At 30.8% G+C, this 15,850-nt stretch carries 13 protein-coding genes; 2 read left to right on the plus strand and 11 right to left on the minus strand.

From position 1 onward, the window contains the following. Positions 1-99 precede the first annotated feature (99 nt). Together Q0049_RS16310 and Q0049_RS16315 are read left to right on the plus strand one after the other, a co-directional pair. Positions 100-3,792, plus strand: coding sequence for a T9SS type A sorting domain-containing protein (locus tag Q0049_RS16310; protein WP_298122198.1), 3,693 nt, complete (start codon positions 100-102; stop codon positions 3,790-3,792). 153 nt (positions 3,793-3,945) lie between these two features. Next, a complete protein-coding gene (locus Q0049_RS16315; protein WP_298122201.1) occupies positions 3,946-4,758 on the plus strand; it encodes a purine-nucleoside phosphorylase in 813 nt (270 codons plus the stop codon). Between the two features lie 26 nt (positions 4,759-4,784). Here Q0049_RS16315 and Q0049_RS16320 read toward each other — a convergent pair whose 3' ends face one another. The 11 genes from Q0049_RS16320 to Q0049_RS16370 all read right to left on the minus strand — a co-directional run bounded on the left by Q0049_RS16320 (position 4,785) and on the right by Q0049_RS16370 (position 15,803). Continuing rightward, positions 4,785-6,953, minus strand: coding sequence for an ATP-binding protein (locus Q0049_RS16320; protein WP_298122203.1), 2,169 nt, complete (start codon positions 6,951-6,953; stop codon positions 4,785-4,787). A 40-nt stretch (positions 6,954-6,993) separates the two neighbouring features. Continuing rightward, positions 6,994-7,986 (minus strand): type I glyceraldehyde-3-phosphate dehydrogenase, encoded by a 993-nt coding sequence (gene gap / locus Q0049_RS16325; protein ID WP_298122205.1) that lies wholly within the window; start codon positions 7,984-7,986, stop codon positions 6,994-6,996. Continuing rightward, positions 7,979-8,860 carry a cation diffusion facilitator family transporter gene (locus tag Q0049_RS16330; protein WP_298122207.1) on the minus strand — a complete coding sequence of 294 codons (882 nt, stop codon included), beginning with the start codon at positions 8,858-8,860 and terminating at the stop codon, positions 7,979-7,981. The genes gap and Q0049_RS16330 overlap by 8 nt, the downstream gene beginning before the upstream one ends. A 1-nt stretch (position 8,861) precedes the next feature. Next, positions 8,862-9,731, minus strand: a complete 870-nt coding sequence (gene lipA / locus Q0049_RS16335; protein ID WP_298122210.1) for a lipoyl synthase — start codon at positions 9,729-9,731, stop codon at positions 8,862-8,864. Between the two features lie 153 nt (positions 9,732-9,884). Continuing rightward, positions 9,885-10,703 (minus strand): energy transducer TonB, encoded by an 819-nt coding sequence (locus Q0049_RS16340; protein WP_298122213.1) that lies wholly within the window; start codon positions 10,701-10,703, stop codon positions 9,885-9,887. A 395-nt stretch (positions 10,704-11,098) separates the two neighbouring features. Further along, on the minus strand, positions 11,099-11,650 hold the full coding sequence (locus tag Q0049_RS16345; protein WP_298122216.1) for a sigma-70 family RNA polymerase sigma factor: 552 nt from the start codon (positions 11,648-11,650) through the stop codon (positions 11,099-11,101). Then, positions 11,641-12,747, minus strand: a complete 1,107-nt coding sequence (locus Q0049_RS16350) for a glycosyltransferase (protein ID WP_298122220.1) — start codon at positions 12,745-12,747, stop codon at positions 11,641-11,643. Before Q0049_RS16350 ends, Q0049_RS16345 begins: the two co-directional genes overlap by 10 nt. Before the next feature lie 57 nt (positions 12,748-12,804). Next, positions 12,805-13,536 carry a phytanoyl-CoA dioxygenase family protein gene (locus Q0049_RS16355; RefSeq protein ID WP_298122223.1) on the minus strand — a complete coding sequence of 244 codons (732 nt, stop codon included), beginning with the start codon at positions 13,534-13,536 and terminating at the stop codon, positions 12,805-12,807. Next, positions 13,523-14,023 carry a hypothetical protein gene (locus tag Q0049_RS16360; protein ID WP_298122226.1) on the minus strand — a complete coding sequence of 167 codons (501 nt, stop codon included), beginning with the start codon at positions 14,021-14,023 and terminating at the stop codon, positions 13,523-13,525. Before Q0049_RS16360 ends, Q0049_RS16355 begins: the two co-directional genes overlap by 14 nt. 2 nt (positions 14,024-14,025) lie before the next feature. Beyond that, complete coding sequence (gene murB / locus Q0049_RS16365) at positions 14,026-15,039, minus strand: UDP-N-acetylmuramate dehydrogenase (RefSeq protein WP_298122229.1); 1,014 nt, start codon at positions 15,037-15,039, stop codon at positions 14,026-14,028. Positions 15,040-15,128: 89 nt separating this feature from the next. Then, entirely contained in the window at positions 15,129-15,803 is a 675-nt protein-coding gene (locus Q0049_RS16370; RefSeq protein ID WP_298122232.1) for a DUF2461 domain-containing protein, read from the minus strand. Positions 15,804-15,850 lie beyond the last annotated feature (47 nt).

The following is a 15,850-nucleotide window of genomic DNA, read 5'->3' on the forward strand; positions in this document are numbered from 1 at the left end:
TTGTTTTAACTTTTGTTTAGTTTTTTATTAGTTAATATGTTAATGATTTGGTAAAACAAAAATCATTGTTTAAATTTACCGCAACAAATAACTATTTATATGATGAAAAAAATTACTAAACTTTTATCGGATAAAAAAATCATGGCACTCTTTACCTTGTTTTTATCTGTATTGTCCTATGGGCAATGTGTGAATCCCAATCAATTTGGTAGTGTTGTTTCCAATAATTCTGGAACACCCCAAATTATTACAACTTGTGCCTACTCATCTGAGTATAACAATGTTACGGGTCTTGTTGTTGGTGAAAACTACATTTTTACAGCTCAATTAGGTTTTGACACCACTGGTCCTCATAGATATGTGTCAATTACTGATGTTAATAACGTTTCAATCGCTCATGGACCATCACCTTTAGTTGTTAATGCAATTACAGCTTCTGCAATCCGTCTTCACGTAAGTGATAATGCTACATGTGGTCAAACAAGTACTTGTCATACAACTACAGTTCAATTTTTAGCTGATTGTCCAGCGCCTATTACACTGGGAGCAAATTCAATTACAACATCAGGTGCAAATGTAACATGGACACCAGTTGGAACTGAAACTTTGTGGGATATAGAATATGGTATTCAAGGATTTACACTTGGTACAGGTACTTTAATTACAAATGTTTCTGCAACTAATTATACATTGTCTGGTTTAAATTCAGGAACTAATTATCAGTTTTATGTAAGAGCAAAATGTTCAACTGAAGACAGTTTATGGTCAACTCCATTCTCATTCCCAACGGTTTGTGCTTCAGTAACTGAGTTTTATGAAAATTTTGATACAACAACAGCTTCTTTTGGTGGAGCATTACCAATTTGTTGGGCAAAAGGTGGAAGTGCTGCAAATGTTTATTTGCAAAATGGAAGTGGAATTCCAATGAGTGCTCCAAATAGAATGTACATGTTTGCAAATGGTGATACACCAATTGAAACTTATGCAAGCATGCCTTTAATTTCAAATTTACAAGCTAATACACATAGATTAAGATTTTCAGCTTATGCTACAACAGCAGATAGAACTCTTTATTTAGGATATTTAACAGATCCGAATGATGTTGGTACTTTTCAATATCTTGACGAATTTGTTATGCCAACAGGCGGTGTTGCAGCAGCAACTCAATTTATTTTAACTCCAGGTGCATTGCCTGTAGGTGTTCAAAGACTTGTTTTTAGAAATATTGCATCACCAGCTGAAACATCTACAATTTATATTGATGATGTAAGATGGGAGCCAATTCCTACTTGTACAGAACCATCAAATGTTGTAACAACTAATGTTTTAGCTACAACTACAACTGTTGAATGGAATGCACCAAGTACAGCACCAGCTAATGGTTATGAATATTATTTATCAACTTCAAATACAGTTCCTACTGCAGCTACAGTTGCTACAGGTTCAGTAGGAGCAGGAATTACTACAGTTGGATTAACTTCTTTAACTCCTGTAACTCAATATTACATTTGGGTAAGATCTGTTTGTTCAACATCATCTAAAAGTGTTTGGACATTAACTTCAACATTTACTACGCCTTGTGCTTCATATGTTCCTTATTATTTAGAAGATTTTTCAACATTTACATTTGCAGTTCAACCTAATTGTTGGAAAAGATTTAGTGATGGTGATTTAGCAACAGGTCCAACAGGAACTGATAACTCTGGAAGTTGGGTTCCAACAAACATGATGAATGGAACTGGTAACACTGCTGCAAGAATTAATTTATACAGCACATTCCCGAAAGGATGGTTAGTTTCTCCAATTTTTGATTTATCAGCTGGTGGATATCAAGTTAAATATAATGTTGGAACAACTGACTATTTTAATACTAATCCAATTGAAACTCCAGGGGTTATGGGTTCAGATGATGTTGTACAATTTTTAATGTCAACAGATGGAGGAGTAACATGGGCTCCACTTGAAACTTATGATAGTTCAAATACTCCAGGAAATACTGTTGCAACTGAAATTTATGATATTCCAGCAGTTACATCTAACGCGGTTAAATTTGCATATTATGCAAATGCTGGATCTGCTGCTGATACTACTGATTATGATTTCTTTATTGATAATTTTATTGTTCAAACAATTCCAACAACAGTTCCTGCATGTGCTAGTAATGTTGTTGCAACAATAAATGCTAGTTGTGGAAACTTCCCAACAGTTTTATCATGGAGTGCTACTTCAGGTTCAGATGGTTATAAATTAAGTATTGGAACAACTCCAGGCGGAACTGATATTTTAAATTCTCAAGTTTTAACTGCATTAAACTATTCTTTTACAGGTTCAATAAATACTACATATTATTATAAAGTTGTACCATATAACAATAATGGAGATGCTGTAGCATGTGCTGAGCAATCATTTACTACTTCAGCAACAGGTTGTTACTGTACTTCAGTTCCTTCATCTAATGATGGAAATGGTATAACAAACGTTCAACTTGGTACTACAAATTTCCCAACTACTGACGTTGTTTATTTTGATCATTCTGCTACAACAGTTACTATGAGTCAAGGTGTTAGTAATAATGTTCAAATTACATTTGCAACAGGATATACTTATGATACAAACATTTGGATAGATTTTAATAATGATTTTGATTTCAATGATGCTGGTGAATTAGTTCAAACAGGAATTGCATCAACAAATGCTAATCCAACAACTTTAAATGCATCATTTGTAATGCCTGCTACAGCTGCTTTAGGTGTTCATAAAATGAGAATTGGTACTTCTGACTTTGGTCAAGTTCCACCAAATACATGTTATTCTGGTGCTTATGGTGTAACATTAGATTTTTCAGTTAATATTATTGTTGCTGGTTGTACTCCTGCAGCAGTTGCTTCTTCTACTATAACTCCAAACTGTGCTAGTTCTCAATTTTCAGTTGCTGTAGATGTAACTTCTTTAGGAAGTGGTTCACCATCAATTTCTGATGGAACTACGACTATACCTGTAACTGCAACTGGTGTTGTAAATGTTGGTCCTTATGCTAATGGAACTTCAGTTGTATTGACATTACTTCATGGTTCAGATTCAGTTTGTAATGTGTCTTTAGGTACATTTACATATTCTTGTCCTCCTGCAAATGATAATTGTGCTGGAGCAATTGCTTTAACTGCTGGTGGTACTTTTGCTACTAATCCTTTAGTAGTTTCAAATAGTGCTGCAACTAATTCAAATCCTCCAACACCAGGTTGTGCATTTTTCCAAGGTGGTGATGTTTGGTATTCTGTTGTAGTTCCTGCTTCTGGTAATATTACAGTTGAAACTAACCCTAATGGAACAAGTCCAATTACAGATACAGGTTTAGCTGTGTATAGTGGAGCATGTGCAAGTTTAACTTTAGTTCAATGTGATGATGATTCTTCTACTAGTGGTAATTTCTCAAAAATTTCATTAACAGGTAGAACTCCGGGTGAAGTATTGTATGTTAATGTATGGGAATATGGTAATGATGCAGTTGGAACTTTCCAAGTTTCTGCTTATGATGCATCATTAGGAAATGGATCGTTTGATTCTTCAAACTTTACATTCTATCCAAACCCAGTGAAAGATGTATTGAATTTATCATATTCACAAAACATCAACAAAGTTCAAGTAATAAATATTTTAGGTCAAGAGGTTAAAACAGAAACAATGGATACTAATCAAGTTCAAGTTGATATGTCTAACCTTCCTATAGGAACTTATTTAGTTAAAATAACTTCAGGTAATGATGTTAAAACTATAAAAGTTGTTAAAGAATAATAATATTTACTTTTAAATATCATAACCGTCTCGTTTTAAATGAGGCGGTTTTTTTATGCATTATTTAGTTAGATTTTAAATTGAATTCATGATGTTATTCGAGATTATTTATCACTATTTTTGTACTCTATTTCAGTTTAAATAATCATAATTATGTGGGAACAAGTTCAAGAAACAGTTAATTATATAAAAGATAAAACAGGTTTTAAACCAGAATATGGTGTGATTTTAGGATCAGGATTAGGAAGTTTTACAGATGATATTCAAATTGAATTTACATTGCCTTATTCTGAAATTCCTAATTTTCCTGTTTCAACTGTGCAAGGTCATAAAGGAGCATTAGTTTTTGGAACTATTGGAGAAAAAAAAGTGATGGCAATGCAAGGACGTTTTCATTTTTATGAAGGTTATGACATGAAACAGGTTACTTTTCCCGTGAGAGTAATGCGATATTTAGGAATTACTAAATTGATTGTTTCAAATGCCTCTGGTGGTGTAAATCCAAACTATAAAGTCGGTTCAATTGTATTAATCAAGGATCATATTAATATGATGCCAGAACATCCATTAAGAGGTAAAAACGATGAACGTTTTGGTCCAAGATTTGTAAATATGAGTGAACCTTATAGTTTAAAGATGATTACTAAGGCAAAGGAAATAGCTAAAGAATCAAATATTGAAGTTCACGATGGAGTATATATGGGATTGCAAGGACCAACATTTGAAACATTAGCAGAATATAAAATGGTAAAAAATATTGGAGCAGATTGCGTTGGAATGTCAACAGTTCCAGAAGTAATCGTTGCAAGACATATGGATTTAGAAACGTTTGGGCTTTCAGTAATTACAGATATGGGCGATGAAGAAAATATTGAGGAAGTAAATCATGAAGAGGTTTTAAAAGCAGCTCAAAAAGCAGAACCAAGTGTTCGATTATTAATTAGAGAATTGATAAAAAGATATTAAAAAAAAGACGCTTTAATTAGCGTTTTTTATGCTAAATTATCAGCTATAACTTCATAAAATTTTTCAGGTTCGAAAGGTTTTGTAATTACATCATTCATACCATAAGACAATAGCATTTCTCTGTTTTCATTTAATGAGATAGCTGTCAAAGCAATGATTGGTGTTGTGATATTAAATTCTCTAATTTGTTGCGTAGCAATGGTTCCATTGATTCCAGGTAAATGAACATCCATAAGTATTAAGTCAAAATCATTTTCAAGTTTTAAAATCGATACAGATTCTTCGCCATTATCAACTATTTGACAAATCATACCTTTGTTTTCTAACATTTTTTTTGTTATCATTTGGTTGATTTTATTATCTTCAACCAAAAGAATTTTTTTATTAACTATTGCTTTTTCATCAAATGTATTTTCTTTTTTTGTAACAACTATAGTTTCACCTACTTCAAAAGGTAAATTAAATGAAAAAGTTGTTCCTAGTCCAACTTTACTATTCAAATAAATTGAACCACCAAGTAATTCAATTAATCTTTTAACAATTGCTAAACCAAGACCAGTTCCGCCATATTTTCTATTAATTTCAATTGAACCTTGAGAAAAACTATCAAAAATGGTATCTTGTTTATCCTCTGGAATTCCAATTCCGTTATCGGCAACTTTAAATGAAATTAACAAATTTCTATCTTCAACATTTTCAAGTTTAGCAGTTAATTTAACATATCCATTCTTTGTAAATTTTAGAGAGTTGTTTACTAAATTTAAAAAGATTTGGGATAACTTAGTTGGATCACAAATTAGATTTTCAGGAATTGAAGAATCTATGTCTAAAATAAAAGTATTATTATTTTCTTGAGAAATTTCTCTAAATGAATTTTGAATACTAATAAGTAAAGATTTTAAATTGCAATTGATCTTTTCTATTGGTACATTTTCCGACTCAATTCTATTAATTTCTAATATATCATTAATGAAATGCAGAAGATAATTTCCGGAAAATTTTAGGGAATTTAAGTAATTAATTTGGCTGTCTTTTGGATTTTCTTCAATCAATAAATGGGTAATACCGTTTATTGCGTTCAATGGAGTTCGCAATTCATGACTTACCGTTGATAGAAATTCCGCTCTAGCTTTCGAAGCTTTTTCAGCATTTTCTTTAGCTGTTTCTAATTCAATATTTTTTTCTTTTAAAAGTATGTTCGATTGAGTTCTAAGTATATTATTTTTATATAATGATAAACTTAATAGCGATAGAATAGAAATCAAAGCAATGGCTAAAATGCTAATTAATTTTGCGAAAGTATTAGCTTTTTGTTGGCTTTTATTTTCTTTGTCAATTTGCTCAATTAACTTTAACTTTTCTGATTCTTTGAATGATGCAAAATCTTCAACACCAATTTTTCTATTATTTATGAGAGTTAAACTGTCTTTTAACTGAAGATATTGTTTTAATAAATAGTGCGATTTCTCAATATTAGCAATTCTTTCATAGACATTACTTAAAGCTAAAATAATTTTAGATCTTTGCTCTAAGTCATCTTTATTGCTAACTAAAGCTCGGTTAAAGTAGTTAGTTGCAAGATTGTATCTTTTCTTAGAATATTCAATTTTACCTATATGATACAATGCTTCGGCTTTTGTTTTATAGGTATCATTAGGATCTTTTTTATTGATTATTGATTCAAACAGCGGAATAGCTAAATCGATACGTTTTTTTTCTTTAAAAATAATAGCTTTTTGAAGCTTAATCATTTCGTCAGCACTTGAAATATTTAGTTTTTTGTAAATTGCATTAGCAGTATCAAAATTATTTTCAGCACTTTCAAAATTATTTTTTTTAATATAGCAAACGCCTAAATTATAATGTGTTATTGCTTGTTGAGAAGTAGATGGTAAAGTAGAATAAATTGCAACACTTTTTACGAAAACATCAATAGCATCATCATATTTTTTAAGGTCTAAAAAAACGCTTCCTATATTTGAATAACTATCAGCAATAGCTTTTTGGATTTTAGATTTTTTTGCAAAATCCAAAGCTTTTTGGGAGTAATCGAGACAATTTCTATAATTATTATTACTTTTATTAAACTTGACTAAATCAATATAATAATTAACACTGTCAATTTTTGTTACACTATTTTTTTGAGAATAGAGTAACATTGGCAATAGAAAAATAATCAGTAAAAGTTGCCTCATACCTAAAATTTAATTGATTTTGATGACTAAAATAAAGAAATTATTTTTGAATTAACATTATTAAATCAATTATTCTCGATGAATAACCAATTTCATTGTCATACCAACCAACAACTTTAACCATTTTATCAATTACAGAAGTTAGTTGTGCGTCAAATAAACACGAATTTCGATTACCAATTATGTCCACAGAAACAATGGAATCTTCAGTGTAGTCTAAAATTCCTTTTAAATTTGTTTCAGAAGCTTTTAAAAATGCTTTGTTTATTTCATCAATTGTTACAGCTCTTTTTACATTAAAAGTTATATCAGTTAATGAACCATCTGGAACAGGAACTCTTATGCCACAACCGCCAATTTTTCCTACCATTTCAGGAAATATTTTGGTTAGTGCTTTAGCTGCACCAGTTGTTGTTGGCACAATTGATTGGCTTGCTCCACGAGCTCTGCGTAAATCTTTATGTGGTTGATCGTGTAGGCTTTGATCAGTTGTATAAGAGTGAACAGTTGTTATGTATGCTTGCTCAATTCCACATAAGTCATTAATCACTTTCATCATTGGCGCTGCATTATTTGTAGTACAGCTTGCGTTGGAAACAATTTTTTCGCTTCCATCAAGGATGTTTTCGTTAACACCAAGAACAACAGTTTTTATTTCAGGAACTTCTGAAGGTGCTGAAAGAATTACTTTTTTTGCACCAGAAATGATGTGAGAATTGATTTCTTCAAAGGTTTTATATTTTCCAGTAGATTCAATTATAATATCAATTCCATTCCAATTCAAATTTGAAATTTCTTTCTCATGATAAAATGGATACGATTTTCCATCAACAATTATAGCGTTTTCATCAAACGAAACTAGATAAGGTAAAACTCCATGAATGCTATCATATTTTATTAAGTGTGCCATGGTTCTATTATCTGTAATATCGTTTATGGCAACGACTTCAATTGATGGGTGATTGATAAGTAATCTAAAAAGATTTCTTCCAATTCTTCCAAAACCATTTATAGCAATTTTTGTTTTACTCATTGGGTTCTATGTGTATCAAAACGTGACCAAGTTGCTGAATTTCTTCACGTAAAGTGTCTTTTAAACGATGTGAAATATCATGACCTTCTTTTACACTAATAGTAGAATCTACAATAGCATGAAGATCAACATGGTATTTCATTCCAGCTTTTCTTATAAAGCACTTTTCAGTGTCAATTACACCTTCAACTTGGTGCGAAACTTTTCTTATTTCTTCAACTAAATCATCATATAAATGCTCATCCATTATTTCACCTAAAGCAGGTCTAAAAATTAAATAGCTGTTGTATAAAATAAAACCTGAAGCAAAAAGTGCAGCCCAATCGTCAGCCGATTCGTAACCTTTTCCTAAAAAAAGTGCAATTGAAATTCCAATAAAAGCGGCTACAGATGTTATTGCGTCGCTTCTATGATGCCAAGCATCTGCTTTAAGTGAGGAACTATTTGTTTCAATACTTTTTTTCATCACTTTTTGAAAAGATATTTCTTTCCAAACTATTATTAATCCTAATACAATTAAAGTCCATGATTTTGGCAATTCGTGTGGTGTGCCAATATTCAAAACACTTTCGTATGCTATGATTGTTGCAGAAGTTATTAAAAAACCAACAACAATGAAGGTAATTAATGGTTCTGCACGTCCATGACCATAAGGATGGTTTTCATCAGCAGGTCTGTTAGAATATTTGATTCCGAAAAGTACTAAAAATGAAGAAAAAATATCGGTAGTTGATTCAATTGCATCAGCAATTAATGCATAAGAATTACCGAAAAAACCTGCTAATCCTTTAATTACAGCTAATGAAGCATTTCCTATTAAACTAAAATAGGTTGCATTGATTGCCGTTTGTTGGTTAGCTAAATCTTTTGACATTTTATAAAATATGCTTTTCTGCGTGATAAGAAGAACGAACTAAAGCGCCACTTTCTACATGAAGAAATCCCATTTCTTTACCAATTTTTTCGTATTTTTCAAATTGTTCTGGTGTAATGAATTCTTTTACAGGTAAGTGCTTTTTACTTGGTTGTAAATATTGTCCAATTGTTATAATGTCAACATTTTGGTTGCGAATGTCTTGCATAGTTTCAATAACCTCTGCTTCTGTTTCGCCCAAACCTAACATGATTCCCGATTTAGTTCTACGAATTCCTTTTTCTTTCAAATATCTTAAAACTTCTAAGCTTTTGTCATATTTTGCCTGAATTCGAACTTCTCTGGTTAATCGACGAACGGTTTCCATGTTGTGAGAAACCACTTCTGGATTCGCTTCAATAATTCTATCAATATTTCTAGTATTTCCTTGAAAATCTGGAATTAAAGTTTCTAAAGTTGTATTAGGATTCATCCTGCGGATGGCTTGAACAGTTTCTAACCAAATGATTGATCCCATATCTTTCAAGTCATCTCTATCAACGCTAGTAATCACAGCATGTTTGATGTTCATTATTTTTATTGAACGCGCCACTTTTTCTGGTTCGTCCCAATCAACATTTTCTGGACGACCGGTTTTTACGCCACAAAATCCGCAGGAACGTGTACAAATATTACCAAGAATCATAAAAGTAGCTGTTCCTTCACCCCAACATTCACCCATATTAGGGCAACTTCCTGAAGTACAGATAGTATTCAATTTATACTTGTCAACTAATCCACGAAGTTCAGTATATTTTTGACCAATAGGCAATTTTACTTTTAGCCATTTCGGTTTTCCAATAGGAAGATTGTTTTCAGTAGCCGTTTCCATATTCATTTTTTTGAATTGCAAAGATAGTTAAAGTTGAAATAGAAAATTAAATTTTAGAATCAAGAATTTCGATGAAATGATTAAAAAAAACCTGCCTTATTATGAAAATAAGACAGGCACATTTATTAACTTATGGCAAGTCAATTTTACTTTTTAATTCATTTGAACTTTTATAGGTAATGAATATTGAGTTCTTACAGGTTGACCATTTAAAATTCCTGCAACCCATTTTGTTTTTATAGATTTTAAAACTCTAATTGCTTCTTTCTCTAGACCATAACCAGGATTTTTTAAGACTTTTATATCCGTCATTGTTCCGTCTTTTTCAATTACAAATGATAAAAGAACTGTTACTACTTTTTCTTCATTGATTTCTGGAACTTCAAATTTTTCACCTACTTGTTTTCTAAATTTATTAATTCCTCCAGGAAAATCTGGTTGTACATCTAAAACTGCTGTCATAACAGGATCTTTTGAAGGTTCTGGTGAGTCAACAATTCCGGAACCTTGACTTCCTGTATTGGTTGGAAATGGATTTGTACCTGTTCCACCTTCATTTCCTGTTGGTTGATTATCTTTTGGAAGTTCTTTATTTGTTGGAATATCTTCTGTTGCCTCATGCGTTTCCGAAGCAACATAGTTTTGATTATTTGGAACTTTTTCAACTGGAGCTGAATTATTTGAAATTGGCTCAATTGGTTTTGGTTCGTCAACAATTGGTTCAGAATAATTATCTACTTTAATTATTGTATCAATAATAGGCGGAATAGGGCATTCAACTTGTTTAGCTCCAAAAGAACTAAATAACATACCAATTCCTGATACAAAACCAATAAATAGAGTTCCTGAGAAGAATGCTAGAATGGTTGTTTTGGTGCTGTCTTGACGTAATTTATACGCACCATACTCTTGGTTTTTACCTTCAAATACAAGGTCTAACCACTTTTTTTCAAAGATACTTAAGTTTGACATAATTTATAGTTTTAATTGTTAAGTATCGATGTTACATAAGCTTTTAGTTTTTGGATTTCAGATATTAAATTTCAGATTTCAAAAACTTTGTAAAATTATTGTAATCTGTTTTTACTTTTAATAACGCAAACATTATTCCAATATTGTGTGATTTTTGTAAGAAAATTTTATTAAGTGTAAATTATTGTTTGAATATTGAAGTTAATAGTGTGTTTTTGTGAATTTGAAACTCTATTCAATACAAATACTACCTAACCCTGATCTCGTCATTGTTGGAGCTCTTGTCTTGTGATAACAAGTCAAAGCGACTGACGAGAGCAGGAAAATGGAAACCAAGAATTTACTTGTGATTCGTTCCTTCTTTCGACTCCCGAAGTTTCGTGACAGGATGACAATTATCGTTTTGTTTGAATGATTTCTGCCAGAAGTTTTTTAGCGCGTAGCAATTTGATTTTGACGTTGCTCAAAGGTTCTTCTAGTTGTTCGGCAATTTCTTGATAACTCATTTCTTGAAAGTATCTAAGTTGGATAACTTCTTGATAATGAGGTTTTAATTCTTTTATGAATTGTAAAAGTTGCGATAAGTTTTGTTCAGTAATCAACTCGTCTTCAGCAGTTGGAGAACTATCAGCAACATTGTAAGCTTGTTGGTCTTCTTCGTCGGTGATTTCTACAAATAAAGTAGATTTTTTTTTGCGAAGTAAATCAATGTGAACGTTTTTTGCAATGGCAATTAACCATGTATTAAACTGAAATTCAGGATTGTAAGTAGTTAATTTGTCAAATGCTTTTGAGAATGTTTCTATGGTAATATCTTCGGCATCGGTTTCATTTTCAGTACGTTTTAGCATAAAACCATACACCTCGTTCCAGTAGTGGTCGAGTAGGTAAGTGAAGGCAACTTGATCGCCTTTTTTAGCTTTTTCTATGTACGGATTTATTTCCACTGAACGGGTTTTGAAAATGTATTAGTAATGAATACGTTGAGTTGTGTGAATATCAAAATGATTTCAATAATTGGAAACCAATACATTACGTCTTTTTCTTTGAGTTTTCCAGCTGCAAATCCAAGTGATATCCACGCAAATAGATAACGGAAACCAATCAAACTTAGTACAATAATCCATTGAAATTGAAATGCTAAAAGGATTATAGGTAAAATTATGAACAATAATTGGGATGCATAAAAAATAGCCAATTGTGTTCTGTCTGATGCTTTGTAATGTTGAGCTGTGGCAACGTGTCTTCTTTTTTGTGTAAACCAAGCTGAAAAAGTGGTTTTAGGTTTTGAGAAAGTAAAACTTTCTGGTGTGTAGCAAATGGCTGTATTTTTTGCATTTGCTGCTTGATTGATGAACAAATCATCATCGCCTGAACGAATTTTCATGTGATCTATAAAGCCGCGAACTTTGAAAAACTCCTCACGTTTATATGCCATATTTCGACCAACTCCCATATATGGTTTTCCTAATTTTGCCCAAGAAAAATATTGTGTTGCTGTTAATAAGGTTTCAAAACGGATGATTTTATTCAGAAACGAATTTTTAATTTTTTCGTAAGCGCCATAACCTAAAACAATAGTTTTTTGTTGGGTAAATTGGGCTGACATTTCTTTAATCCAATCGTTTGATTTTGGGTAACAATCAGCATCTGTGAAAAGTAGGTATTCGTTTTTAGCAGCTTTTATTCCTAGTGTTAGCGCAAATTTTTTGTTTCCCCAAAAGGCTTCATTATTTTCTACTTTTACTAATTTGATATTAGAATATTGTTTTTCAAATGCTTCAAAAACCTCTAAAGTTTCATCGCTGGAAGCATCGTCGATAAGAACAATTTCATAATCTTGATAATTTTGTTCTGCCAATAAGGGAATGAAATTTTTTACATTTTCTTCTTCGTTTTTGGCACAAACTATTACAGAAATTGGAACTCTTTTTGGTGTAGAAACTTGTGGTTTAGCAAAAGAAAATTTACCAAAAAACACTACATAATATAGGAACTGAACAACTACAACAGCAATGAATAAACAAAGTAAAGTTAGTAACATAATGGCTTTTTTGTTTTGTTTAAAAACGATTGCAAAAGTATGAAATTCAATTTTGAATTACGAATTATGTTTTGTGAAATTTTCAATCTGGGAAAATTCTGACCATTGTAGATTTTTGGGTAACTTTTTATTTGAAAATTCTATATGGATGACACGTCTATTTTTTTCATTTGTAGTTTTATTTGAAGCATAAAACAGTAACGGTTTCATTAACATTATTCCGCCTGAATTTACATTACAAAAAACTTCTATTTCTTTTTCAAATTCTATTGAATCGATTCTACAAATTGATTTTAGGTGAGATTTTTTTAAAACTTTTAAAGCACCATTTTTCTCGTTTGTGTCGTCCAAATGAATTCGTATTGTGAATATGTTCTCCAATATTTCTTTAGAAGGTTGAACTGAAAATTGATTGTGCTTTGTGGTCCAGTTTGAAAAATTTTCATCTTCAATTTTTTTATCAACTGATATGGTTAAATCTTGATGATAGGAAACAAACCAATTCGATTTTTCTGGTTTATCGAAAAATATTGATTTTATAATAAAATAGTCTTTACCACCAATACTTTCTATTATTTCTTTTAGACTTTCGTTAAAAAGTAATTTCTTGATTTCTGGAAATTCTTTTACAAATTGTCTAATTGCAAATAGATCATTTGTTTTTCTAAAAATAGGATTTGAAGTGTCTAAGTTGTTGATAAAATTTGAAATTGTATTAATTTCATCTTTACTATAAATATTATTTACAACATGAAAGCCTTGTTCATGAAATTCATTAATTAGCTTCATAATTCATTAATAATCTAATAGATTCAAAATAATCAGTTTCGAATGTTATGACTCTTATTTCATAAATTAAAAAATTGAAATCATATTCAGTTTCTATTTTCCCATTTGAAAGAATCATGTCAATAATAAATTCATTCCCAATAATTTTATTCATTTTTCCATAAAATAATTCATTTTCTGAATCATCTTGGAATTCAAATAAACCATACTTGTTTTCAGACCATTTAAGAATATCAAAAGCTGAATCTAATTTTAAATCTTTTGGTTTTTCTAAATTAAGTTTTTTGAGCTTAAGAACAATTACAAGTTTATCATCATTTGAAATGGCTTTTCTCTTTTTTATGAATTTCTTATTGTAAATCTTATAACCATCAACAGTATAATCTATAGGGATGTGTTTAGCTAAAATCCAATTTTCATTTTCAAAAATTAAAATTCCAGTTTCTTTTTTCTTCCAACCTTTTAGTTTAAATTTTTCTATTAACATAATTAAATTACATTAACTTCTGCCTCAATTGCAATTCCGTACTTATCGAAAACAGTTTTTTGAACGTATTTTGATAAGTTTAAAATATCTTGACCTGTTGCGTTTCCATAATTTACTAAAACAAGTGCTTGATTTTTATGAACTCCAGCATCGTCTTTTCGATATCCTTTTAATCCAGCGTGTTCTATAAGCCAACCAGCAGGAACTTTAACTTCAGTTGGTGAAACTTCAAAGAATTTTACTTCTGGAAATTTTTGTTGTACTTTTTCAAATAATTCCTTTGGGATAATCGGATTTTTAAAGAAACTTCCGCTATTTCCAAGCTCTTTTGGATCAGGTAATTTACTTTGACGAATGGCAATCACAGCATTAGAAACGTCTTTTAAGGTTGGAGTTGTAACGTTATGTTTTTCCAATTCTTTTGTTATGTCGCCATACGACGTATTGATTCTGTGATTGCGTTTTGTGAGTTTGAAAACCACAGAAGTTATCACAAATTTATCTTTTGCTTCTTGTTTGAAAATACTTTCTCTGTAGCCAAAATTGCAATCTTCTTTTGTGAAGGATTTCATTTCTTGTGATAGAATATTCATAGCTTCACACGAAACAAATGTATCTTTAATTTCAGTTCCGTAAGCACCAATATTTTGAACTGGAGTTGTACCAACATTACCAGGAATCAACGACATATTTTCTAATCCACCAAAATTTTGATTGATGGTCCAAAGCACAAATTCATGCCAATTTTCTCCTGCTTGACTTTCAACCCAAACACAATCTTCGTCTTCTTTGATGATTTTTTTTCCTTTCAAATCAACATGAATCACCAAAGCATCAATATCTTGAGTCAATAACATATTGCTTCCGCCACCAAGAATGAATTTTTTATCGGAAGCATGATTTTTTAAAACCGATTGCAATTCGTCAAGATTATGAACGGCTACAAATTGTTTTGCTTTAGCTTCAATACCAAAAGTGTTGTATTTTTTTAAGGAGAAATTATTGTGGATTTGCATGAAAAATTACGAATTTGAAATTACGAATTACGATTCTAAAATTGAAATTAAAAATTAGTAATTCATAATTTTTAATTTTTAATTGATTTCTATTCTTCGGTTTCTAAAGCACGTCTCAAAAAGTCGTTCATCGGTTTTAGTGCTATTAATTTTTGAGATACTACTTTACTAAAATCTGGTTTTGTAAAAAGTTTTTCGTCAATTTTTTGAGAAGCAGTAAAACTTTTTAGTTTTAAAAATTCAATCGCTGGATGATTTGGATCAAAATCTTTTGGAGCTTTTTTCAAGGTGTTGTTTTCATCTCTAGTTAGTTCTTTGAACTCATTTTTAAATGTTTTATCAGCAATAATAGCCTCTAAATCATCGTGAAAAAATTCTATTTCCTTACGAATTAATTTTAATTCATTTGGTTCTGGACACCAAACGCCACCTGCGATGAAGCAACTTCCTTTTTCAAAATGAATATAATATCCTGGACTGTTTTTTCGGTTTTTATTTTGTGTAAACCAAACACCCATATTGGTTTTGTATGGCGATTTATCTTTAGAAAAACGAATATCACGATTGATACGAAACGTACAATTTTTAACTTCTAATGGTTCTAATGTTGGATCCAAAAGTTTCATTTCAGACAAAATTGATGCTATAAAACTATGATAGTCTTTTTTGTAACTTTCATAACGTTTTTTGTTGGCATGCATCCACTCAGTGTTGTTGTTTGCAATTAAATCCTCTAAAAATTGTAGTGCTTCTTTTGTTATCATTTTTTAAGTTTATGAGTTTAGTAGTTTATAAGTTTAAAAAGTTTTGA

Origin of the sequence: Flavobacterium sp. (assembly GCF_027484205.1) — a bacterium.
Classification (GTDB): Bacteria; Bacteroidota; Bacteroidia; order Flavobacteriales; family Flavobacteriaceae; genus Flavobacterium.

What these genes read in the sequence shown, in the direction of transcription:
- Q0049_RS16310 (WP_298122198.1), top strand. Translation starts at nt 100, where the DNA reads ATGATGAAAAAAATTACTAAACTTTTATCGGATAAAAAAATCATGGCA.
- Q0049_RS16315 (WP_298122201.1), top strand. Translation starts at nt 3,946, where the DNA reads ATGTGGGAACAAGTTCAAGAAACAGTTAATTATATAAAAGATAAAACA.
- Q0049_RS16320 (WP_298122203.1), bottom strand. Translation starts at nt 6,953, where the DNA reads ATGAGGCAACTTTTACTGATTATTTTTCTATTGCCAATGTTACTCTAT.
- gap (WP_298122205.1), bottom strand. Translation starts at nt 7,986, where the DNA reads ATGAGTAAAACAAAAATTGCTATAAATGGTTTTGGAAGAATTGGAAGA.
- Q0049_RS16330 (WP_298122207.1), bottom strand. Translation starts at nt 8,860, where the DNA reads ATGTCAAAAGATTTAGCTAACCAACAAACGGCAATCAATGCAACCTAT.
- lipA (WP_298122210.1), bottom strand. Translation starts at nt 9,731, where the DNA reads ATGGAAACGGCTACTGAAAACAATCTTCCTATTGGAAAACCGAAATGG.
- Q0049_RS16340 (WP_298122213.1), bottom strand. Translation starts at nt 10,703, where the DNA reads ATGTCAAACTTAAGTATCTTTGAAAAAAAGTGGTTAGACCTTGTATTT.
- Q0049_RS16350 (WP_298122220.1), bottom strand. Translation starts at nt 12,747, where the DNA reads ATGTTACTAACTTTACTTTGTTTATTCATTGCTGTTGTAGTTGTTCAG.
- Q0049_RS16355 (WP_298122223.1), bottom strand. Translation starts at nt 13,536, where the DNA reads ATGAAGCTAATTAATGAATTTCATGAACAAGGCTTTCATGTTGTAAAT.
- Q0049_RS16360 (WP_298122226.1), bottom strand. Translation starts at nt 14,023, where the DNA reads ATGTTAATAGAAAAATTTAAACTAAAAGGTTGGAAGAAAAAAGAAACT.
- murB (WP_298122229.1), bottom strand. Translation starts at nt 15,039, where the DNA reads ATGCAAATCCACAATAATTTCTCCTTAAAAAAATACAACACTTTTGGT.
- Q0049_RS16370 (WP_298122232.1), bottom strand. Translation starts at nt 15,803, where the DNA reads ATGATAACAAAAGAAGCACTACAATTTTTAGAGGATTTAATTGCAAAC.